Genomic DNA, 21,633 nt, shown 5'->3' on the forward strand with positions numbered 1-21,633 from the left:
CTTTAACCACTTCTTTCCATCCTTTTTCTTTGTAGAAGGATTAGTGCAAATACAGGTGCACCAATTAACGCAGTAATCACACCAATCGGTAATTCTGTAGGTGAGATTATTGTTCTTGATATCAGATCAGCTAAAATTAAAAAACCGCTCCCCGTTATGATGGATAGAGGAAGAAGATGTCGATGATCTGGACCCCATAATAATCTAGATAGATGGGGAATCACTAACCCGACAAAACCGATGGTGCCTGACACCGCAACAGCCGCTCCGGTTAAAATCGAGCCTGCGGTTAGGATTAAGAGCTTTCTCTTTTGTACGTTGACTCCTAAATGCTGTGCTCGTTCTTCACCAAATGACATGGCATTTAGTTCCTTAGCATTAAAGATTAACAGTCCTGATCCAATGATAAAAAATGGCAAAATGATCTTTATGTATTCCCAGCCTCTCATTGATACGCTCCCCAGCAGCCAGCCAATAATTTGCCGGAGTTCATCTCCAGTCAGTGCGATCATCAGCGAAATAATGGCTCCTAAAAAGGAACTAAAAATGATACCCGTTAAAATAATCGTTTCCACTCGCATCGAGCGTTCGATTTTACTAGCGAAGGTAAGAACTAGAAAGATGGTTAAGAATGAAAATAGGATACTTAATAATGGCAAGGTGAAGGAACCTACAAATGGGATTGACAGCTGGAAAAACAGTGTCAAAACCGCACCTACAGATGCACCGGAGGATACACCCAATGTATATGGATCTGCTAACGGGTTTCGAAGCAGTCCTTGAAAGGCTGCCCCTGCAATAGCTAGGGAAGCCCCGACAAGACCTGATAAAATCACTCTTGGCAAGCGTATGTTTAGGACAATACTCGAATACATTGGGTCGATTGTCTCCAATAAACTAAATCCAAAAACTTTAGCACTGATAATCTTAATAATCGTTAAGATTGGAACCGAAACAGTTCCATTTGAAATACCTAATAATATAGAAAGAACAAGAAAAATTCCCGCTAGACAATAGGCTAAATATTTGTTATTTAAAAACTTCAGGATAAACAGCCTTCGCAAGATCTTCTACTCCTTCAACGATCCTTGGGCCAGAACGAGTCACACGGTCCGAATCGACATCAACAACATGCTTATTTTTTACCGCGTTGACCGTTTCCCAACCTTTTCTAGTTAATACTTGATCAACTGGGTTCTTGACATAGTATCCGTAAGTAGTGACAATGACATCTGGATTACGTTTAATCATAGCTTCTTGGTCAATTTTAATCCAGCCATCTTGATCATTTGCGATGTTTTCCGCATTTATCAAACTAAGCATTTGATCCATAAACGTATTCTTTCCAGGTGTATAAATTTCTGGAGCGGGTGAAACCTCAACTAATACCTTTTTCTTTTCTTTTATCCCGCTAGCTTTTGCTTTAATTTCTTCTAATTTTTCCTTCATCCCGGAGATAATCTTTTCGGCTTTAACTGTTTCACCAGTAGCTTTCCCAATCATATCTATCGAATCAAAGACTTGGTCAAAGTTTTGGGCATCATTAACAACAAATACTGCAATACCCGCATCCTTTAACTGCTGAAGCCCTGCTTCAGAATTTGTAGCCCAAGAGGCATGTGCTAAAACTAAATCAGGCTTTAAGGAAATAATCTTTTCTAAATTTATTTCTTGCCCACCGATTTTTTCTTTTTTCGCTGCTGCTTCCGGATAATTATCGAAATCGGTTACTCCGACCACTTCTTTGTCTAAACCTAAGGCAAAAACAATTTCTGTATTACTTGGAATAAGGGAAACAATCTTTTCAGGTTTTTTTTCGATAGTAACTTTGGTCTTGGATGCATCTGTAATTGTAAGTGGATACGTTATTTCTGCTGTTTTCTTCTCAACACTTGTTTTATTCTCTTCTTTTACCTGATCTTTCTTTTCAGCACAACCTGCCAAAACTCCTACTGTCAATAATACTACTAACAGCATTGAATACAACTTCTTCATTTTTCTCCCTGCTTTCTGTGTATTAACACGACGTATGTAACAAAAAATTAGTTCTTGTGCTAAACCCCATAGCTCGGATAACAACAAAAAACATCTCCACTTAGAAATGGAGATGTTGGTATGATTAGATTCAGGTTACTAATATAAAGTAATGAGAGTCTAGCCCTTCAACACCCTTCCTATCCTCGTAGGTTTATTGGCGCACAAGAATTAGGCAGGTTTCCTGGCTCATGATCATCGCTTCCTATGTCTTCCCATCGTCTTCGACAGTGACACAATATAGGTTGCTCCCATTTACAGTGGCGGGACCGCGTTGGTTTATACCAAACTTCCCTTTTAAGCTAAAAATCTTTTGATAAGATTTAGCACCTAATTTTTAAAAATATTTTTTGTTAATCTCATTATAGAAAAGATAAAATGATTTGTATATGCTTTTGCAATAATTCTATTACTCAAAACTTCTGCATAAATTTGCCATCTCAATCGCAGACGATGCGGCATCCCAGCCTTTATTTCCTGCTTTCGTTCCAGCACGCTCGATCGCTTGTTCAATAGATTCTGTTGTTAACACACCAAAAATAACCGGAATGCCACTGCTTAAATTAATAGCGGAAACTCCTTTCGCCACTTCATTACATACATAGTCAAAATGAGGAGTCGAGCCTCGAATCACTGTTCCAAGCGTAATTACCGCATCATATTTTTTACTATTCGCCATTTTTTGAGCGATTAATGATATCTCAAATACACCTGGAACCCAGGCAATATCCACATCTGACTCACTGACACCGTGTCTTTTAAGTGAATCCTGTGCACCGCTTAATAATTTACTAGTAATGAATTCATTAAATCGTCCAACCACGATTCCGATTTTTAATCCGGAGCCAACTAAATTTCCTTCAAAAATATTACTCATGTGTATTCCTCCAAAAATAGTTTAGTTAAAGCATTTTTTTCAAGAGGCTATTTAAACCTCTCGTTTGACCAAATGTTCCTTATTCATTCGGTATTCAACTAGATCCTTAATGGTAATCATTTTAACATTTAGCTTATCTGCAATAATTCGCAATTGTGGGACGCGGGCCATGGTTCCGTCTTCATTCATGATTTCACAAATAACCCCTGCTGGCTTAGCATCGCATAGTAGAGCAAGATCCACAGCAGCTTCTGTATGGCCATTTCTACTCAGGACTCCGCCTTTTTTAGCAATCAGTGGAAAAATATGCCCTGGTCTTAAAAAATCAGCTGCTTTCGATTCTGGGTCAACCATACTCAATACCGTTGCCGATCGTTCAAATGCAGAAATTCCTGTCGTAGTAAACTTGTGGTCAATACTCACGGTAAAAGCCGTTCGATTTCGATCGGTGTTCTCGGAGACCATGGGGTGTAAGTCTAGCTTTTGAGCAAGTTCCTCATCAATAGGAACACAGATTAGCCCTCTCCCGTGAGTGGCCATTAGGTTTATAACCTCAGGCGTTGCTTTTTCAGCAAGAGAAATAAAGTCACCTTCATTTTCTCTATTCTCATCATCACAAACAATAATTACCTTTCCTTCTTTTAAATCAGTAAGAGCTTCGTCAATCGTATTAAACATCGTCTCATCTCTTCTTTCCATTTATCATTTTATAAAAATCCATTCTCTTCTAAAAAGTTGGCGGTTATCCCCTTGCTATTTTTTTGCGGAGGTTGGTTTGATAAGTTATGAATAAAATGACCCACGTATTTTCCAATCATATCGCATTCTAGATTCACAATATCCCCTGAACCCTTCAGACCTAAAATCGATTCTGACAAGGTATGTGGGATAATTGATAAGGTAAAACTGTTTTCCGATACAGCAAAAACGGTTAAGCTAGTCCCATCCACCGCAATAGAACCTCTTAAGATGACATATCTTAATAATTCCGGGTCAGCCTCAATCTCATAGTAAATCGCGTTTTCAAGTGATTGTTTACTTTTTATGACGCCAGTCCCATCAATATGTCCTGAGACGAAATGTCCGCCAAACCTTCCACCGGCTGCCATCGCCCGCTCAAGGTTAACTTTCGAACCCCGTTTTACCATGTTTAGACTGCTAGCCCTGACTGTCTCTGGCATAACATCTACCGTAAACAGTTTTCCCGTAAAGGATGTGACCGTAAGACAAACCCCGTTGACTGCAATACTGTCGCCAAGGTGGACATCATTAAGTATTTTTTTTGCTTCAATCGTTAACACGAATGACTCGCCAGTCCGCTGGATGTTTGCGATGACGCCAATTTCTTCAATAATCCCAGTAAACATATCGCTCCTTCTCCTAACTATCAATCCAGATGATTCTTTCCCTAAAAATAAGAAGGACCCTGACGACATAAGTCATCAGGGTCCTGAAAAAGGCAATAGAAAATAAAGGGTTAAAAATAGGCAAATTTCCCCCTACATTTAATCCTGTCTTTTCCTTCTCCCATCCAGACTTTAACTGTCGGCCCTGGAGTTTCACCAGATCCACCGTTTAACAAAAATATGTTAACCGGGTCACGGACTAAGAAGCATAGCTTCATCACCGCCGGTTAGGAATTTCACCTGACCCCGAAGGAAATTATTCGAATATATTTTATGATAGTACAATTATTCCTAACAGTAAAGGGAATTGCTCTTATATTTTGCCCAAACAGGAAATTATTACTATGTTTTATCTTCACAAAAAAAACTTTTATCGTTTATACGTCTTTACAGGAAGATAAATATCAAAGTGAAGCTCTCCATTTGCATTTAGATGGTCATGTTCTACTTTATAGACCTCAATGCTTAAGGCATTATGATCCTGTTCATACCCATATTCCCCCATCCAGGAATATATTTTTTTATATGTATCTTCGACTTCCTCTTGACTCCCTATATGGGTCGCGAAAACATAATATTTACTTGGAATCGTAAAGCCGACCATTCCTTCAGGGATTTCTTCTATTTTTTCAACGGGTGCTGTTACATAATAGGTAAGTTCTGTTTCTCTGCTATGAAAAGGTGCAATTAAAACGGGTTCTTTCGTTTGATAGGATACTTCTTCCTGCCGATTGATCATTTCTTTAAACAGATTTGGCAGTGTATTGATTTGCGAATAGGTTCCGTTCCATGAAATTCCAACAACTTTCATCTCTTCTTTTTCGACTACCTGGATACTCATGTTAATCCCCCTTTGAATTATCATATTACTATAATTCTAATCAAAGGCCTTTAAATCCTGCATAAAAATTCCGAGAAATCAGTAAATTTATTTCAATAATGCATAATAGCGCAGAGTTATTCCAAAAATGAGAAATAACGTCCAAAAAATTTTTATTTGACTCAAAATAGCTTATAATGAAGTTAACACTTTATTAGGAGGATTTTTTATGAGTGATTCTAACCAAACCAATCCACAGGAAGAACCAAAGAAAAAAATTAGTCTGCAGGAAGCAATGAAGCTGCAGTTGGCAAACAAGAAAAACAAAGTGGCCGGAGGAAATTTAGGCTCAAATAGCTCACAGGCAACGAAGAAGCTACAAAGTCAGCAGACGAAAAAAGTAAGTAATTCCCGGAGAAAAATGGGTGTCTAGCGGTCAAAATAGAGCCGATATTATTCCAGGTGTTCAGGTCAAAATTGTCCTAAAAGCTGACCAAAGAAGTGGAAAACTAACCGAGGGTATCGTCAAGGATATATTAACCAAGTCCAGCTTCCATCCACATGGCATCAAGGTAAGACTCACAGATGGACAAGTTGGAAGAGTAAAGGAAATAAATAGGTAAAACCCACCCTCTACAATGAATTGTAGAGGGTTTTTTTCGATAAAAAAACAGACCCATATGCTTGGGCCTGTTTTATCGGTGGGTCATTATGCTTTACGGACGTTTACCGCTTGTGGTCCACGTTGACCACTTTCAATTTCAAACGTAACCTCTTGACCTTCATCTAATGTTTTGTATCCTTCACCTTGAATCGCTGAGAAGTGCACAAATACATCTTCTCCACCCTCGCGCTCAATGAATCCAAAACCTTTTTCACCGTTAAACCATTTTACTTTACCTGTTTCCATCTTTGTAGCCTCCTAGCATGTAACAATTACATGTAAATTGCAAATTGACTTGCCCAATTATTTTTACCCAATTCCAGGATGCATATACCATTCTATATCTCAAAAAAATTTTTTCGTAAATATTTTATTTAAAAAGTATCCATTTCCGGATTGCTTGTGCTACTCCATCTTCTTCATTACTTGCTGTTACCCAGTCCGCGGATTCCTTCACCATATCCTGTGCATTTCCCATTGCTACCCCTAAACCAGCTGCTTTGATCATCGCCAAATCATTCAGGCTGTCGCCTACCGCCATTACATTTTTCATATCCAAGCCCAGTCGTTTACAAACAATTCCAAGTCCCTTCGCTTTATTAATTCCTGCAGGATTAACTTCAATGTTCTTTAAGGTAGAATTACTTAATTCAAATTCACCCTTTGACTGTAATTCATTCAAAATTAATGCTCTTGTTGCATCATCATCAATGTTGAAGCCAAACTTCATCCATTCAAAGGTATGTAGATCCTCCGGCATTTCATTATGCCAATTTCTGACGGTGCTAATTGCCCAAAATTTTGTGTTATGCTGTTGCGTTAACCCCCACATCCACTCGACAAGGTCCGATTTCACTAAATTCCGCTCCACTAATTCTCGTTTCTCATCCCAAATTTCACTACCGTTTACCGTAACCAAATACGAATTTAGCTCTAATGAGTCAGCATGCTCCCGACTTGTAGTTATTGAACGCCCCGTACTAAGAACTACAAAAACACCTTGATCTTTTGCAGCTTGAATGGCTTGACGATTAGCTTCAGTTATCTGGCCTTTATTATTTAACAGTGTCCCGTCCATATCCAGTGCGACTAATTTGATGTCAACATCATTGATAAAATTTTCCATATGTAAAAAACTCCCTTACTTACTTTTTCCTTAATTAGATTAACACAAATAGGCGCAAGATTGCATATAGTACCCATAAGCCAAGAATAGAAAGGTGTTTAAAGATGCCATCGGTTGTAATCAATTTATATTATTTAAAAATCAACAGTATTTCGGGTAATGGTTCGATAACTATTGGGGAAGCTTCTCATAATAGTCCGACTTCCAATAGTAAATTACAAGGAATTAATGCTTCATATGGAGATACTTCACCCACTGAAGCAATGATGGAAAACCTCTTAAATGATCCTGACGTTAATGATCAAACCTCAATTGGCACAACTGATGCTACGAATATAAATACACCAATTCCACCTGTACCACTAATCTAAATTTATAGGAGTAAATTGATATGCCATTTCAAATTAATATTTTAAATTTCAAGATTAATGGAGCTACGCAAAACGGAAATGTTGATATCGGTCCTACTGTGCATAATAGCCATACCGCTAATAGTAAATTTGTCGGGGCAAATTTTTCTTTAGGTGACTTTTCACCAGCTTCTTCACTTATGAATTCAGGAAATATAGATCCCGATGTAAGTGATCAGGATCAAATAGCTAACCCATCTATGCCTATCGCCAATCAACTTTAAAGGAGCAGTAAGATGGATATTGAAAAAATGAGAAAATGGCTGGAGATTACAAATGATTATCGAGAGAGTAATTTTTGGTCTAACGTCCTCAAGCAAAAACATCCTGATGAATTTTTTAGAGAAGCAGTATGCAATCCAAAATTTGATATATATCTAAATGAAAATTATTATTTAATTATCTTTGAAATACCAGGAGTCAATCAAGAAGACCTGTCACTTAACTTAATTACCAATTCACAGCTTAAAATTAATGGCAGAATCAAGCCTGTTCTACCAGTAGAAATGGAAATGCAAAGAGAGCGAATTTATGGTGATTTTGAACGAATTATTGAACTTCCAGAACCAACACAGGCTCATTTAATGCAAACACAATTATATAATGGACTACTTCATATTTCATTTCCTCGAAAAAATAGTTATTAAATTTTACAATAATAAAACGCCTGTGGAGAATCCACAAGCGCTTTTTGTTATTAATGATGATGATGGACACCCATTGTTGGGTTGGTAATTAGCCATTCTTCTTTCGGTAATTGGAAATATTGGATCCAGATACTATTTAAGGTTGGGTCATTTTTATCAAGAATGAAATCAATTTCTTTGTCGCTTGTCACCACGACATCGTTTTCTGTTGGAGTATCAAGCATTAGATCATAATGGGCATGATCGCCATGGATACTTGTAACGTACACTCGGAACAGTTTCCCTTGTGCCTCTTCTTGTTCCATCATCTTTTTCAATGCTTTCGCTGCATTTCGATTAACTTTAACCTTCATTTTTTGCTCTCCTCTATCTATGTATTCATTAGTATTATCCCACTATTGTTCTCAATTAGACAACATAAAATGCTTTGCCATCTCAGCATTTCATTATTTTTTTGATATATTATTACTATTTCTTTTTATCTTTACCAATTGGTAACTAATGAACGCTATATATAATGGAATAGCGACATAAATGAAATATGGAAAGCGATGCTGCTCTTTTTTAAAGACGATGTAAATCGCATACCCTAGAAACAGCGTAACGATAATTCCATACTTCGGCAGAGGGACGTCTTTTAAACTTGGAATTTTTACAGTACTAACCATTAAGTAACAAATGACAAAAAAGGAAATCGGAAGGATAATTTCAGGCATTTTCCCCTGGAATAAGGTCAGCAATGTTAGTAATCCGCCACCAGCAGTTATTGGGACACCGGTAAAATACGAATTCGATGATTTAACCGCATTAATATTAAACCGAGCTAACCGGTAGGCACCGAATAATGGAAAAAGACCGGAAATGGCCATGCCTGCTACCCCAAACTCAGAGAAGTAGGAATAATAGGCCATCATCGCAGGAGCAACCCCAAAGGTAACTACATCTGCAAGTGAGTCTAATTCTTTCCCTAATTCACTATCCACCCGTAACATTCTGGCAATTCGACCATCCATGCTATCGAGCATCATCCCTATTAAAATTAAAATTGCTGCATTTTTGTAATCCCCTTGGGCGGAATACATAATGGATAAATATCCAAAAAATAAATTTGAAATCGTAAATAAATTAGGAATACTGTTTCTGATGATATGTATCACTCCATACTAAATAATAATTAAGCCATCCTTTTTTCACGTTGTTTTACCTTATTATACCTTTTTCTTGGTAATATTGAAAAAACATGATAGCCGTTGTAACCCAATGTCATTCACAATTCATTATAGGACAATCTAGGAGTGGCTTCTACTACTTTAATTTCATTGTGCTAAAATTAGTATGTCATAAAAGTACGAACCTAAATGGATGATAAGTAAAAAAGGCAGATTTTATATAAATCTGCCTTACTTATAATGCAAAAATAATTATAAGGTTTTTGGCTCTTTTCTCATCGATTCGGTGCCTTTTTCTTTGGAGAAAAACCAGCCTACTACAGCAATACCTACCAAAACAACATAAAAAGTTATTTTCCATCCCGTTGAATGGGCAAATTCCTCATTAAGAATAGCTAAAGCCGGATGAGATAACGTGTAAACCGCGAGCTTGACTCCAACCCAACCGACAATTGTAAATGCAGCAATTTCTAAACCTGGTCGTTTTTCTAAAAGCTTTACAAACTGATTGGCAGCAAAGCGCATAATAATAAGGCCAATAATCCCACCAGCAAATATAACTAGGAATTTACCGCCATCTAGCCCGCCGATATTTGGAAGCGGTGTTTCCGGAAGGGCAACTGCCATTGCAACAGCAGCAAGTATTGAATCTACGGCAAAGGCAATGTCAGCCACTTCCACTTTCAAAACAGTTAACCAAAAGCTACTGGCTTTTGATGCTTCCTTCTCCTCTTTTTCTTCTGCCTTTCCCTTAACCACCTTTCGGAATATATGATTACCGGCCATAAACAGCAAATAAATAGCACCAATGGCTTGAACCTGCCATACATCAACCAAAAACGAAATTACAAACAAAGAAGCAAACCGGAACACAAAGGCTCCCGCTAACCCATAAAACAATGCCTTCTTACGTTTTTCCTCAGGTAGTTGTTTTACCATAATTGCCAGTACTAAAGCGTTGTCTGCAGCTAATAGGCCCTCTAACGCTACCAAGATCAGTAACACCCATCCGTATTCCAGTAAAAGAGCTAAATCCATAAATATTTCCTCCTTTAAAGCTTGTTTTTTTCAAAAATACTCCCTTACGCCATAAAAATAGGCCTTTACTAATTACAGTAAAGGCCTAAAAATACACAAAAAGACCTTTACAGTAAAGTAAAGGTCTTGCTAACAACGTAAATGTTGCCAATAAAGCCGGAGAATTGAATTCTCGGAATGACGACTTTATTGTAGCAGCTACTCCCCTTTAAAAGGAAATATTTAATTACTATTAATATATTATAATCATGGTCAAATGTCAATGTGAGAATGAATGTTTAATAATGTTACCCTATTGTAGATTATAATCCATATACTTCAGTGTACTTTTTCTCAAGGTATTCAACAAGATATTCCGCGTTTAATTCCTCACCTGTGACCTTTACGATTAACTCATTGGGTGTGTAGAGCTTACCGTACTGATGAATATTTTCCTTTAGCCATTCTTGAATTAGATCAAACCGGCCATTTTCAATATGGCTGTAAAAGTCAGGGATGTCTTTTTGAATCGTACGCAGTATTTGAGCTGCATAGAGATTTCCTAATGAGTACGAAGGGAAATATCCAATCCCGCCGAATGACCAATGGACATCTTGAAGGACACCTTCTGAATCGGTACTTGGGGTTACACCAAGATAATCCTGCATTTTCTGGTTCCAAACAGTTGGCAGGTCCTTCGCTTCGATTTCACCGCTTACTAATGCCTTTTCGATTTCATAACGAAGCATTATATGCAGATTATAGGTTAATTCATCCGCTTCTACACGAATAAAGGATGGTTGAACCGTATTAACGGCCCGATAAAATTCATCCAATGATAAGGATTCGAGCTGCTTTGGAAAATACTCCTGCAGTTTAGGATAGAAAAATTTCCAGAATTCTTTACTGCGGCCGACCATATTTTCTAAAAACCTCGATTGTGATTCATGGATTCCGAAAGATGCTCCGCTTTGGAGGACAGATTCCTCAAATTCAGGGTTGATATGCTGTTCATATATACCATGACCCGCTTCATGAATGGTTCCGAATAATGCGGACCTTACGTTTCTTTCTAAATAACGAGTGGTTAACCTAACATCTCCCGTATTAACGGTTTGGGCGAAGGGATGAACGGTTTCATCCAATCTGCCAGCCTCGAGATCAAAACCAATAATAGGCAAGATAAAGCGATTACATTCTTTTTGTTGTTCAATTGCAAATGATTGATCAAAAATTTCAACCTGTGTCTTCGTTCCATGTTTTTGAATACGCTCTAATAGTTTCACACTAGAGTCTCTTAACTTAGCAAAGAGCGGGTCCAGTATCTTTACAGTTAATCCAGGTTCAAATTCATCCAATAGTGCATCGTATGGGTGGTCAACATATCCATAAATATCAGCAAATTTTCGTTTGTAATCCACAATTTTTTCCAAATAAGGAAGGAAGCGTGCAAAATCATTGTTTTCCCTTGCCTCCTCCCAGGCATCATTTGCCTGTGCCGTTAGAATACTATATTCCTGAAAAAGGTCTGCAGGGATGCTCTTCGATTTTTGATAGTACGCGCTATATTCTCTAACTTTTGCTTTTGTTACTGCATCTAATAATTCAAAGTTTTCAGGAAGCATTAATTCAGCAAGCAGGTCGCCCATTTCCTGTGAGACAGAGAGCTTAAAAATTTCCGTCCGTAGTGTCCCTGTTGCCTTGGCAAAAATACTTCTGCCTTTTTTCGGTGCCATCACCTTTTGATCCCAATCAGCCAAACCGATGATGCTTGAAAAATGAGTAATTTTTTCATCCAAATTCTTAAATTGGACTAATGCCTTTTGAACAACTGGATCGATCACTTTCTGTTCCATTGAATACAGGCCTCCTAATCAATCTTTTTTTCTGTTTATAAAGATGTCATCAAGAATCTTTCACATCCCTTTTGATTATAAATTAAAATTTCCACTATGGGAAAAATTTAGAAATTTTTTTATAGACAAAAAGCTTACAGAATCACAGATGCTGTCGATAAATATACTTTTTTTCAATGAATAATAACTTTTTTAATACCACAATTTACTACCGGGCAAGCTATTTATGTAAACATTTTGGACGTGTATAAGGATGTGAAGGCAATTTGGATCAACATAAAATGAAGAAATCTCACTTTCCCTTTCGGCTAAATATCCTTTTTTTTGGTGTTTTTTTACTTTTTTCAGTTTTAATACTGCGCCTCGGCTTCGTTCAAATCGTCTATGGTGAAAATTTTAAAAGGGATTTAGAAAGAAAAGAAGATATAACGGTCAGTAATCCTGTCCCAAGAGGTAAAATACTTGACCGTGATTATCGGATTATTGTTGATAATGTGCCAAAGAATGCCATTACATACACGAACGAGGGATTTAGTCAACAAGTCATGCTTGAAACTGCAGAAAAATTAGCAAAACTAATCGATAAAAAAACAGACAAGGTAACCGAAAGAGATAAACTCGATTTCTGGTTAATAAATAATCCTGACCGTGCGAATGCCAAAATCACAAAGAATGAAATGGAATTATATTATGCAAAAAAATTAACAGACACGGAAATTTATAAATTAAAATTAGGACGCATAACAGCTGATGAATTAAAGGAAATAAATAAGGATCAGCTTGAGGCCCTAGCACTTTTTAAAGAGTTCAATAATGGGTACAAATTTACCACCCAAGTTATAAAAAATGACGGTGTGACCCCGAAGGAATTGGCCGTTGTGAACGAAAATCTTCAATCCCTTCCGGGTGTAGATACTACAACTGACTGGGAGCGTTCCTATTCTTTTGACGGAACCTTAAAGTCTGTGTTAGGTAAAGTAACCAAATCAGATGATGGACTGCCTGCTGATCAATTGGAATATTTCTTGGCAAGAGATTACAACCGGAATGATCGTGTCGGCAAAAGCCAGCTAGAATGGCAGTACGAAGATGTTCTTCATGGCTATAAATCAAAAGTAAAAAATGTAACCGATAAAACAGGGAATGTCATTGAAAATCATCCCATATCAAAAGGTAAAAAAGGGAAAGATCTGGTCTTGAGCATTGACATGGATCTACAAATGAAGGTTGATCGGATTATTGAGGAAGAACTTTGGGCCGCTAAAAGATATCCCGGGACGTTTTTAACTGACCGTGCCTATGTAGTCTTAATGAACCCTAAAACAGGTGAAGTCTTAGCTATGTCAGGTAAAAAAATGGTTAGAAACAAACAAACTGGCAGAGTCGAAATGGAAGATGATGCACTTGGGACTTTTACCACCACATATAACGTTGGTTCGACTGTCAAGGGGGCAACGATTTTGACTGGTTATAAAACAGGAGCGATTGCCCCGGGTACAGTATTTGATGATGCGGGTTTAAAAATTCAAGCCACACCTTTAAAAAAATCCTATGCCTACTTAGGAAAATTAAATGAAATTAATGCCTTAAAATTATCTTCCAACGTTTATATGTTTCATACCGCAATTAGAATTGGAAAAGGGCATTATGAATATGATAAACCGTTAAACTTTAGCTCAAAGTCTTTTGACACAATTAGAAACTCTTTTGCTTCGTTTGGTCTTGGAACAAGAACTGGAATTGATTTACCGAATGAACAGTCCGGATTTAAAGGTTCCAGCCATTTGCCAGGGTATTTACTTGACCTCGTGATTGGCCAATATGATACCTATTCCGCTATGCAATTGGCACAATATGTTTCAACAATTGCAAATGGCGGATATCGGATGCAGCCACATGTGGTCAAACAAATGCTCGAACCAAAGGAAGGAAAAGATGAACTTGGTCCGATTGTACAAGAAATCTCTCCAACCGTCCTTAATACAATTGATGTGAATCCAGATTGGATGTACCGCGTCCAAGTAGGTTTTAAAAAAGTCATGCAGGAACGTGGCGGGACAGCTTATAAATACTTTAAAAATGCACACTACTCTCCTGCCGGGAAAACAGGGACTGCCGAAGCTTTTTATGATGGACCTGAGCGGCATAGGTTTGGTATAGAGCCCCCTCCCGTAATGAACCTGAGCTTAGTAAGCTATGCACCTAGCACGAATCCTGAAATCGCCATGGCCGTGATTGTTCCATGGGCATATCAAGGAAAAAAGGACAATCGTGCAAATATGAAAATCGGCCGCCGTGTTTTGGACACCTATTTTAAAATGAAAAAAAAATAAATTTGGAATGCGGGTGCCTTTGGAAGGCATCCTTTTTATTGGTCATTTTTTTCTGAGCACTGACTTCAATGCACTTTCAATTTCTGCATAGCCAGTACAGCGGCAGATATTCGATTCCAGCCATTCTTTAATCCTATGATCATCGGCATCGGGATGCTTAAGAATTAACGAATGGCAGTTCATAATGAAGCCGGGGGTACAGTAGCCGCATTGAAATGCAAAATTTTCCACAAAAGCCTTTTGGATAGGGGTATTCTCCAGTCCCTCAATAGTTATTACTTTTTTTCCATCGGCTTCAACGGCCAGCATGAGACATGATTTCATCGGCCATCCTTCTACATTGACGGTACATGCGCCGCAGTCACCGTTTAAACACCCCGGCTTTGCACCTGTCAAACCGAGTTTGCCTCGGAGTACATATAAAAGTGTATCAGCAGACCTAACCATCACACTCCGATTTTCTCCATTGATTGACAACGTAATGGTGTGGGATTTCAAAGTACTCCCCTCCTTTAAGTCACTTTTAAAACTAGCATCAAATGCGATCCAACGCAGTTAACATATCTGATAAAAGATTCCTTAAAACAAAAAGCCTGTAGTTTGCTGACCCTTCGACATCATCTAAAATAGGCTTCGGCAGCTTGGAAAGCCCCTCATCAATCCTTGAACTTACAGGGAGATCTCGTTTATTTAATGAAGCCTCTAACTCTTTTGAACGAAACGGAAATGGGCATAATCCACTGATGGCAACACGGACTTCCTGACCGATTTTCAAAGCTGCGACAGTAATCAATGGATAGCCTGTTTCCCACTGCTGGCGCCGCTTAAAGCTATAAAATGGTGCTGAGATAAACCGAGTTTCTGTTGCTAATTGAATGAGAAATTCACCTTTTTTTAGTTGAAGCTTTTCAAGAAAAAGCTCATGGATGGGTACCATCTTTTTTCCATCCGGACCAACAATTAATACTTGGCTATCTGCAAGTAAAAATGGCAGGACAGCTTCTCGGTAAAATATCTGAGCGCAGATATTGCCTCCTAAGGTAATCTTCCCCCGTGCCGTATGATCGGCAACTTCACTGGCTGTTTTCGTTAATAACGGGAAAAGATTTGCTTCTTCAATTTTTGTAAGCGATAAGGTACTGCCAAGCAGCAAATGATCGGCACTTATCTGCATAACATTGCATTCGGAAATACCCTTAATATCAATAACTGCCTCGGTATAAGCTAAATCAATTCTTCCAAGTGTAATTAATTCGGTTCCTCCCGAAAAGAACATTGGCTGCTTGCCGTGCTGATCTAAATACTGATATAAATCGACTGCTTCTTTCAACGAGGTCGGCTTGTAATAATCAAAATCAAAAGGAAGCATTATTTTTGCGCCTCCTTTGCTTTCCAAATCAGCTCTGGAATCAGCGGCAAATTGTGCAGTGACACTCCAGCTGCTGTCGATAATGCATTTCCGAGTGCTGCAGGCATGCCCATTAGTCCGTGCTCACCAACGCCGCGCGCCCCATATGGACCATCGATTTGAGGTGTTTCAACAAATTCAACTAAATATTCTGGATTCTCTCCGTAGCGAAGTGGCCTATAGGTTCTAAGTTGGGGGTTCATAACCCTGCCCTGTTCATCAAAATAAAATGTTTCCCGCCCTGCAAAGGCTAAACCCATGCTCATGGCACCCATCACCTGACCCAAGGCAGCTTTTTCGTTTAGAACTCGGCCAATGTCAACAACGGTACACGCCTTCAAAAGTCGATAGGTAAAATCTCTTTTATCAAATTCAATTTCCACCCCGTAGGCAGCTACCGTCCATTCAGGTCCGGGCTTGCCAGCCCCAGTCTCCGGGTCTAAATGGGTAAGATGACGTAAGATATAATTACCTTTGCCAATGATTTGCCCGCCAATGGAATTCCCATTTGGATATTGATACCCATAGCAAATATCTTTAAATGGAAGTCCTATTTTAGGGTCATCTCGTAAAAAGACTCGGCTATTTGCTACTTCAAGGTCCTCTCTTGGTGCTCTTAAAACCGTAGCAGCGATATCCTTTAATTGTCTTATGACATCATCTGCGGCTTCGAGAAGCGCCCTTCCCCCCATAAAAGTTCCCCTGCTCGCAACTGTCTTCCAATGCTCCGGAGTTGTTTGCGTATCTACTTCCATCCGGACATAAATTTTATCCACATCCATCTGCAGCCGTTCTGCAAGAATCTGGGCTAGGACCGTCTTCGTCCCAGTTCCAATTTCAATTACTCCTGATAGCAAATTTATACTTCCGTCACGATTAAAAGTTAAAATGACCCCTGAGGGTGCATTTGGATCAATTGTCGATGTTTTCCAGCTGCATGCTACTCCTTTTACCTTGCTTATCCGTTCATTTATTTCTTCGATGGGGCCTTGGTCCCATTTCATTAATTCTCTTACTCTCTCGATACATTTTTGTAGATTTCCAACATTGCTTTTATTTAACCGGACCCTTGTTGGGGTAGTGTTTCCTGGTTTAATTGCATTTAAATAGCGCAGTTTCAATGGGTCGAGCTTTAATTTCTGCGCAAGTAGATCCAAGGTTCGCTCTATGGCAAAGGAAAGTTCGGAATGACTAAAGCCTCTGAATGGTGCTGCATAGGGGTGGTTTGTATACATGCAATACGAATCACACCAGACATTTTCAATATGATACGGTCCTGTGCAATCGACTGCACCTGCCCTTGTTAGATCAATAGCTTTATCGGAATAAGCCCCGCCATCCCACAAAAAGCGAATTTCAGCCGCCTTAATTTTCCCGCTGCTGTCAGCTCCAAATTTAATTTTTGCATCTAAACCAATGTGACAGGGAGACGTTAAAATATCTTCCTCTCTTGTATTTAAGATCTCGACTGGTTTTCCGCCAACTGCCTTCGATGCTAGATAGGCAAGAATCTCAAGCTGTACAGCAGCTTTCCCGCCATAGGCTCCGCCTACAAGAGGAGTATGGACAATAATTTTCCCCATGTCCTCATCAAAATAGTCAGCGATAAGTCTCTTGACCATGAAGGGGGCTTGAGAAGATGTGGTAATGATGATATTCCCATCGGGCAATATCTCCGCAGTCGCACATCTTGTTTCCATAGCCACATGATCGGAAGGAGAAAAAGAAAAGCTCGCTTCCACCACTGACGTACTTTCCGACCACCCCTTTTCCATTTTCCCCTTCCGGATTTTAATATGAGTCGCAATATTGGTGTCAGGCACCGGGTGAGAATCAAATTCCTTTTTATATTCGCCCAAGTGTTCATGGACTAACGGGGCCCCTTTTTCGAACGCTTGGGAAGGGGAATTAACGACCGGCAATAATTCATATTGGACCTTAATTAGATTAGCAGCCTTTTTAGCCTGCACAGGTGAATCAGCAACAACCAGAGCAACCGTTTCCCCGTGGTAACGAACCTTGTCAAAGGCGATTGGGGGGCGGTCCCGTATTGCTTCCCCTGTCAATGGATACTGTTTCCCGGCGAGGATTGCCCGCACTCCAGGGACCTTCGAAGCCTCCGTAGTGTCTATGTTCACAATTTTCGCATGACCAAAAGGACTAATGACCTTTTGGCCAGACAGCATCGGAATCGAATGATAGTCATGGGTATATTTCGCTCTTCCTGTCACTTTATCTAGCGCCTCTTTCCGAATGACACTTTTCCCGATCACTTCCAAGCTCATCCCTCCCCCCATAAGTTCCACTCAATCTGGTATTGTCCAAAGAAGTTGAACTCTTTCATGGACTGGCGTTCTCCACACCTCAACTAATTGGGCAACAATACTAACTGCAATTTCCTCTGGACCCTTTGCTCCAATATTTCGGCCTACCGGTGAATAAATCCAGCTTGGGACATTATCACGCTTAAGCAGCCTTTTGGTTCTTTCACGCGGTCCTAGTACACCTAAGTACCTTATATTTTCCTTACGAACCAACTTTAATATTTCTTGATCCCTCTCAAAATGATGCGTCATAATGACAACATAATCAAAAGGTGAAAAGGAAATTTGCTTCAACAGATTTTTAGGAAATCCTAACAGGAGCTCCGATGCATTTGGAAAGTATTTCTTCTGACAAAACGCTTCCCGCCAATCGCAAACTGTTACTGAAAATCCTGTTTTCGCTGCTAGCTCAACAAGCGGTTTTGCGTCTGGTCCTGCTCCGAAGACGATAAGCCGCGGCTTGGGCTGATACGTATGCTGGTATATCGAATGAGGTCCGGGTATGATTCCACTTTTCGATGTAAAAGCAATTTCCGGGATTTCCCCTGACCAATTTCCAAACGGATCGCCTTCCTCCTCAATTAACAGATACTCCCCCAATTCATCCAGTTTTTTTAACATGATTACCGGTTGGTATCTAGCTAGAGATCTTTTAACAACAAAGAAATCCTCCGTTAATTTTTCAGAAACCGGCTCAAGTAATATATCAATTGTGCCGTTACAGCCATTCCCCTGACCCCAGCTCATATCGTCTTCATCGGACAGGTGATATTGAAATAGTTTTGCCTCCTGTCTCTCTATCACCTCATCAGCTTTTATGGCCAAGTCTGTTTCCAAACAACCCGCGGTTAGCATGCCAATTTGCTTTCCGTCTTCAAAAAAAAGCATCGAAGAGCCTTCCCGTTTATAGGCAGAGCCTTGAACACGAACAATTGTTGCTAACACCTTCTTGCCTGGTTGACCAATGGCTTCTAATATCGGATAAATATCATCCATCGGATTCCTCCACTTCAATCTCAAAAAATTCCTATTTTATTTATATAAATTAGAAGCTATTCCTAGAATGATAAATTTTTAAATGTTCCTGCTCAAAGTTGTAAATAGCCGAAAAAATACTGGTTAGTGTATGATGATGAATATATTGCAAAAAATAAACAAATCTCAGGGTCCAGCAAAGGATGAAGACATGAAGAAAAATCGTGCACTATTTTTAACAGCAGTTGCTTCTGGAACAATGTTAAATCCACTTAATTCATCAATGATTGCTTTAGCATTACACAGTATTCAAAAGGATTTCCACCTGTCCTTTACCACCGTTTCGTGGTTGATTTCGAGCTTTTATTTAGCTAGCGCAGTGGCGCAGCCCGTTACAGGAAAAATTGGTGATATTTTTGGACGAAAAAAAACGTTTTTAACCGGTCTCATTTTAGTTGCTCTATCAGCAATTGGTGCACCTCTGTCATCCACCTTTCTCATGTTACTCATCATGAGATTGTTTCAATCGATTGGGAGCAGCGCCATTTATCCGGCAGGGATGGCATTAATTCGGGATCATATTAAAGAAAGACAAGCTTCAGCCCTTGCCGTATTATCAATTTTCGCTTCCGCAATGGTCGCACTCGGGCCAACAATTGGTGGTTTCTTAATTGTTTTAGGCAATTGGCCGGCCATCTTCTGGGTGAATTTCCCTTTTATTATTCTCAGTTTTCTGCTCGGGTGGTTTTTGTTTCCGAAAGACATTAAACAAGATAAGGCACACATGAAGAAATTATTCTCCAACTTAGATTTTCTCGGAATTGGCTACTTCGCTGCGGGAATGGTTTTCTTTTTATGGTTTTTATTATCATTTGAAGGGAAAATTCATTATCTGTCGGGAGTTGTTGGAATTCTCTTTTTTGGTTTATTTGTTTGGAGGGAGTTACGAGTAAAGGAACCATTTATTGATATTCGTATTTTCAAAACACATCCAAAATTGTCTATGGTATATATCCAGTTTATTTTTTTAAATATCTTTTTCTATTGTTTATTTTTTGGTCTGCCAAGTTATTTTCAAGAGGGGATGGGCTTAAGTGTTCAATTAAGCGGCTTGTTAATGCTATTCATGTCTGGAATCAGCATTATTATCTCATCTGTAACAGGAAAATGGATCGACCGATCAGGTGTAAACCAGCCGATCATGGTTGGTTCCTTTGTCTCCATTATTGGTGCGCTGGCTTTTATTCTATTTTTCGTTAATTCTTCCTATTTGGGTATCGGGATTATTTTATCAATCATGGGCTTAAGTTACGGAATTGGAAATGTTGTTCTGCAAGTGGCTATGGTAAAAGAGAGTCCTAAAGAAATTATTGGTACCACATCCGGCTTGTTTCAAACCTGCCGATATTTAGGTTCGATTTTATCTTCAATCATATTAGGATTAATCTTTGGGATAGAAGTAACAGCCGAAAATATGAGAATCATTGGGGATGTTTTATTAATAACAGGCATAATCAGCTTTGTAATGAGCCTCTGGTTTTCTCGGGAGAAGCTTAACTTTAGAAAAATGCGGCATGTGCAGTAAACCTTTGAGGGGATTTCTTAGCTACTGAATGTCATGAGAACAAAACTTGCCCTTCCATTCGAAGTTTTGTCCTCATGAACAGTTTCTTATTTAATCGGTAATACATAGAACAACACACAAAAAAAGTGCGCCACACTTGCTGCTAATACAAAAAGGTGCCAGACGGCGTGGTGATAGGCAAACCCCCGCCAAACGTAAAATATGGCTCCGAGTGTATACAGTACCCCACCAATAATTAAATAAGTCATCCCCTGTGGTGCTAAATTATTCACTAATGGTTTCCAAGCGAAGACAATTAACCAACCCATAACCACATACAGCGCGGTAGATGAAAAAAGGTACTTTTTCACAAAAAAACATTTAAAGATGGTACCAGCAATCGCCAGTCCCCAAACAATTCCAAAAAGTGACCATCCGAGTGTTCCTTTGATGACGACTAATAAAAATGGTGTATAGGTACCGGCAATAAAAAAGTATATCGACGAATGGTCAAAGATCTCGAAAATGTCCTTTACCTTTCCTTCGGGGAAGCTATGGAGCAATGTGGATGACATATAAAGAATAAACATCGTTATACCAAAGATCGTGAAGCTAACGACATGCCATACCGTTCCATATAGTGATGCATAAACAATTAATATAACTAAGGCAGAAATGCTTAATAGTGCTCCAATTCCGTGTGTAACGGAATTTGCTAGTTCCTCTTTCTTTGAAAAAACATGTGTGGCGGCCAATAGAATTCAATCCTTTCAAGTAAAGCGAGATTCAATAAAATAGAAATGATATTCATGAAAATACCATGATTATCAACCGACGACAATGTACATTTGTCATCTACCAAAACTAAAAAAGTGAAACTCATCGCTCCGCTTCACTTTCATTTCTATTTCTTAAACTATTAATCTTTCGTTCATAGTTTATTAATAATTATCCAGTAAGATTTAAATAGGTTCACGGAAGAACCTTAAACCTCCGCCCCCTT

The 21,633-nt window shown here is 38.9% G+C and carries 23 protein-coding genes, 1 pseudogene and 2 riboswitches; of the genes and pseudogenes, 7 read left to right on the forward strand and 17 right to left on the reverse strand.

What is annotated here, in order from left to right; translation table 11 throughout:
* Positions 1-2: 2 nt before the first annotated feature.
* The 6 genes and pseudogenes from BDR01S_RS00180 to BDR01S_RS00205 all read right to left on the reverse strand — a co-directional run bounded on the left by BDR01S_RS00180 (position 3) and on the right by BDR01S_RS00205 (position 5,158).
* Positions 3-1,064: a FecCD family ABC transporter permease gene (locus tag BDR01S_RS00180; RefSeq protein ID WP_066253567.1), complete on the reverse strand. Its 1,062-nt coding sequence runs from the start codon at positions 1,062-1,064 to the stop codon at positions 3-5.
* A complete protein-coding gene (locus BDR01S_RS00185) occupies positions 1,030-1,995 on the reverse strand; it encodes an ABC transporter substrate-binding protein (protein WP_066259932.1) in 966 nt (321 codons plus the stop codon). Before BDR01S_RS00185 ends, BDR01S_RS00180 begins: the two co-directional genes overlap by 35 nt.
* Positions 1,996-2,191: 196 nt before the next feature.
* Positions 2,192-2,383, reverse strand: a riboswitch (cobalamin riboswitch).
* Between the two features lie 60 nt (positions 2,384-2,443).
* Positions 2,444-2,911, reverse strand: a complete 468-nt coding sequence (gene ribH / locus BDR01S_RS00190) for a 6,7-dimethyl-8-ribityllumazine synthase (RefSeq protein ID WP_066253566.1) — start codon at positions 2,909-2,911, stop codon at positions 2,444-2,446.
* A gap of 54 nt (positions 2,912-2,965) precedes the next feature.
* Positions 2,966-3,589 (reverse strand): annotated as a pseudogene (ribB, locus tag BDR01S_RS00195) (3,4-dihydroxy-2-butanone-4-phosphate synthase); the annotation flags it as partial.
* Between the two features lie 29 nt (positions 3,590-3,618).
* Entirely contained in the window at positions 3,619-4,278 is a 660-nt protein-coding gene (gene ribE, locus BDR01S_RS00200) for a riboflavin synthase (RefSeq protein ID WP_066253564.1), read from the reverse strand.
* 148 nt (positions 4,279-4,426) lie between these two features.
* Positions 4,427-4,575, reverse strand: a riboswitch (FMN riboswitch).
* Between the two features lie 112 nt (positions 4,576-4,687).
* Positions 4,688-5,158: a GyrI-like domain-containing protein gene (locus tag BDR01S_RS00205; RefSeq protein WP_066253561.1), complete on the reverse strand. Its 471-nt coding sequence runs from the start codon at positions 5,156-5,158 to the stop codon at positions 4,688-4,690.
* Between the two features lie 208 nt (positions 5,159-5,366).
* Here BDR01S_RS00205 and BDR01S_RS00210 point away from each other — a divergent pair, with 208 nt between their 5' ends.
* The gene (locus BDR01S_RS00210; protein ID WP_066253558.1) at positions 5,367-5,570 is read left to right on the forward strand and encodes a hypothetical protein; all 204 of its coding nucleotides are present in this window, start codon (positions 5,367-5,369) and stop codon (positions 5,568-5,570) included.
* Complete coding sequence (locus tag BDR01S_RS00215; protein ID WP_066253555.1) at positions 5,563-5,760, forward strand: YwbE family protein; 198 nt, start codon at positions 5,563-5,565, stop codon at positions 5,758-5,760. The genes BDR01S_RS00210 and BDR01S_RS00215 overlap by 8 nt, the downstream gene beginning before the upstream one ends.
* 86 nt (positions 5,761-5,846) lie before the next feature.
* On the opposite strand, the gene BDR01S_RS00220 is transcribed toward BDR01S_RS00215, so the two are convergent.
* Both BDR01S_RS00220 and BDR01S_RS00225 read right to left on the reverse strand, forming a co-directional pair.
* Positions 5,847-6,047 (reverse strand): cold-shock protein, encoded by a 201-nt coding sequence (locus BDR01S_RS00220; RefSeq protein ID WP_066253553.1) that lies wholly within the window; start codon positions 6,045-6,047, stop codon positions 5,847-5,849.
* A 124-nt stretch (positions 6,048-6,171) separates the two neighbouring features.
* Positions 6,172-6,927 (reverse strand): Cof-type HAD-IIB family hydrolase, encoded by a 756-nt coding sequence (locus tag BDR01S_RS00225; protein ID WP_066253551.1) that lies wholly within the window; start codon positions 6,925-6,927, stop codon positions 6,172-6,174.
* Positions 6,928-7,031: 104 nt separating this feature from the next.
* Here BDR01S_RS00225 and BDR01S_RS00230 point away from each other — a divergent pair, with 104 nt between their 5' ends.
* Genes BDR01S_RS00230 through BDR01S_RS00240 form a run of 3 tightly spaced genes read left to right on the forward strand, consistent with a single transcriptional unit; the run spans position 7,032 to position 7,984 of the window.
* On the forward strand, positions 7,032-7,298 hold the full coding sequence (locus tag BDR01S_RS00230; RefSeq protein WP_066253549.1) for a spore germination protein: 267 nt from the start codon (positions 7,032-7,034) through the stop codon (positions 7,296-7,298).
* 20 nt (positions 7,299-7,318) lie between these two features.
* A complete protein-coding gene (locus tag BDR01S_RS00235) occupies positions 7,319-7,561 on the forward strand; it encodes a spore germination protein (RefSeq protein WP_066253547.1) in 243 nt (80 codons plus the stop codon).
* A gap of 12 nt (positions 7,562-7,573) precedes the next feature.
* Positions 7,574-7,984 carry an Hsp20/alpha crystallin family protein gene (locus tag BDR01S_RS00240; protein ID WP_066253544.1) on the forward strand — a complete coding sequence of 137 codons (411 nt, stop codon included), beginning with the start codon at positions 7,574-7,576 and terminating at the stop codon, positions 7,982-7,984.
* 50 nt (positions 7,985-8,034) lie between these two features.
* Here the strand turns inward: BDR01S_RS00240 and BDR01S_RS00245 are convergent, their stop codons facing one another.
* The 4 genes from BDR01S_RS00245 to BDR01S_RS00260 all read right to left on the reverse strand — a co-directional run bounded on the left by BDR01S_RS00245 (position 8,035) and on the right by BDR01S_RS00260 (position 12,026).
* The gene (locus tag BDR01S_RS00245) at positions 8,035-8,337 is read right to left on the reverse strand and encodes a heme biosynthesis protein HemY (RefSeq protein WP_066253541.1); all 303 of its coding nucleotides are present in this window, start codon (positions 8,335-8,337) and stop codon (positions 8,035-8,037) included.
* 93 nt (positions 8,338-8,430) lie between these two features.
* A complete protein-coding gene (gene pssA, locus BDR01S_RS00250; RefSeq protein WP_082797259.1) occupies positions 8,431-9,141 on the reverse strand; it encodes a CDP-diacylglycerol--serine O-phosphatidyltransferase in 711 nt (236 codons plus the stop codon).
* Positions 9,142-9,405: 264 nt separating this feature from the next.
* A complete protein-coding gene (locus BDR01S_RS00255; protein ID WP_066253539.1) occupies positions 9,406-10,191 on the reverse strand; it encodes a TerC family protein in 786 nt (261 codons plus the stop codon).
* A gap of 302 nt (positions 10,192-10,493) precedes the next feature.
* Positions 10,494-12,026 (reverse strand): carboxypeptidase M32, encoded by a 1,533-nt coding sequence (locus tag BDR01S_RS00260; protein WP_066253536.1) that lies wholly within the window; start codon positions 12,024-12,026, stop codon positions 10,494-10,496.
* A gap of 281 nt (positions 12,027-12,307) precedes the next feature.
* On the opposite strand from BDR01S_RS00260, the gene BDR01S_RS00265 reads away from it, so the two are divergent.
* Positions 12,308-14,359: a peptidoglycan D,D-transpeptidase FtsI family protein gene (locus BDR01S_RS00265; protein ID WP_235846459.1), complete on the forward strand. Its 2,052-nt coding sequence runs from the start codon at positions 12,308-12,310 to the stop codon at positions 14,357-14,359.
* Between the two features lie 42 nt (positions 14,360-14,401).
* On the opposite strand, the gene BDR01S_RS00270 is transcribed toward BDR01S_RS00265, so the two are convergent.
* The 4 genes from BDR01S_RS00270 to BDR01S_RS00285 are packed head-to-tail and all read right to left on the reverse strand — an operon-like array spanning position 14,402 to position 19,087.
* The gene (locus tag BDR01S_RS00270) at positions 14,402-14,857 is read right to left on the reverse strand and encodes a (2Fe-2S)-binding protein (protein WP_082797260.1); all 456 of its coding nucleotides are present in this window, start codon (positions 14,855-14,857) and stop codon (positions 14,402-14,404) included.
* A gap of 37 nt (positions 14,858-14,894) precedes the next feature.
* Positions 14,895-15,728, reverse strand: a complete 834-nt coding sequence (locus BDR01S_RS00275; RefSeq protein WP_066253530.1) for an FAD binding domain-containing protein — start codon at positions 15,726-15,728, stop codon at positions 14,895-14,897.
* On the reverse strand, positions 15,728-18,046 hold the full coding sequence (locus tag BDR01S_RS00280) for a xanthine dehydrogenase family protein molybdopterin-binding subunit (protein WP_235846460.1): 2,319 nt from the start codon (positions 18,044-18,046) through the stop codon (positions 15,728-15,730). The genes BDR01S_RS00275 and BDR01S_RS00280 overlap by 1 nt, the downstream gene beginning before the upstream one ends.
* A gap of 27 nt (positions 18,047-18,073) precedes the next feature.
* Positions 18,074-19,087, reverse strand: coding sequence for an XdhC family protein (locus tag BDR01S_RS00285; RefSeq protein WP_066253525.1), 1,014 nt, complete (start codon positions 19,085-19,087; stop codon positions 18,074-18,076).
* A 190-nt stretch (positions 19,088-19,277) separates the two neighbouring features.
* Here BDR01S_RS00285 and BDR01S_RS00290 point away from each other — a divergent pair, with 190 nt between their 5' ends.
* On the forward strand, positions 19,278-20,651 hold the full coding sequence (locus BDR01S_RS00290; protein ID WP_066259924.1) for an MFS transporter: 1,374 nt from the start codon (positions 19,278-19,280) through the stop codon (positions 20,649-20,651).
* An 86-nt stretch (positions 20,652-20,737) separates the two neighbouring features.
* On the opposite strand, the gene trhA is transcribed toward BDR01S_RS00290, so the two are convergent.
* Positions 20,738-21,385: a PAQR family membrane homeostasis protein TrhA gene (trhA, locus tag BDR01S_RS00295; RefSeq protein WP_066253522.1), complete on the reverse strand. Its 648-nt coding sequence runs from the start codon at positions 21,383-21,385 to the stop codon at positions 20,738-20,740.
* Positions 21,386-21,633 lie beyond the last annotated feature (248 nt).

It is taken from the genome of Neobacillus drentensis NBRC 102427, assembly GCF_001591445.1.
In the GTDB taxonomy this organism is placed as follows: domain Bacteria; phylum Bacillota; class Bacilli; order Bacillales; family Cytobacillaceae; genus Neobacillus; species Neobacillus drentensis.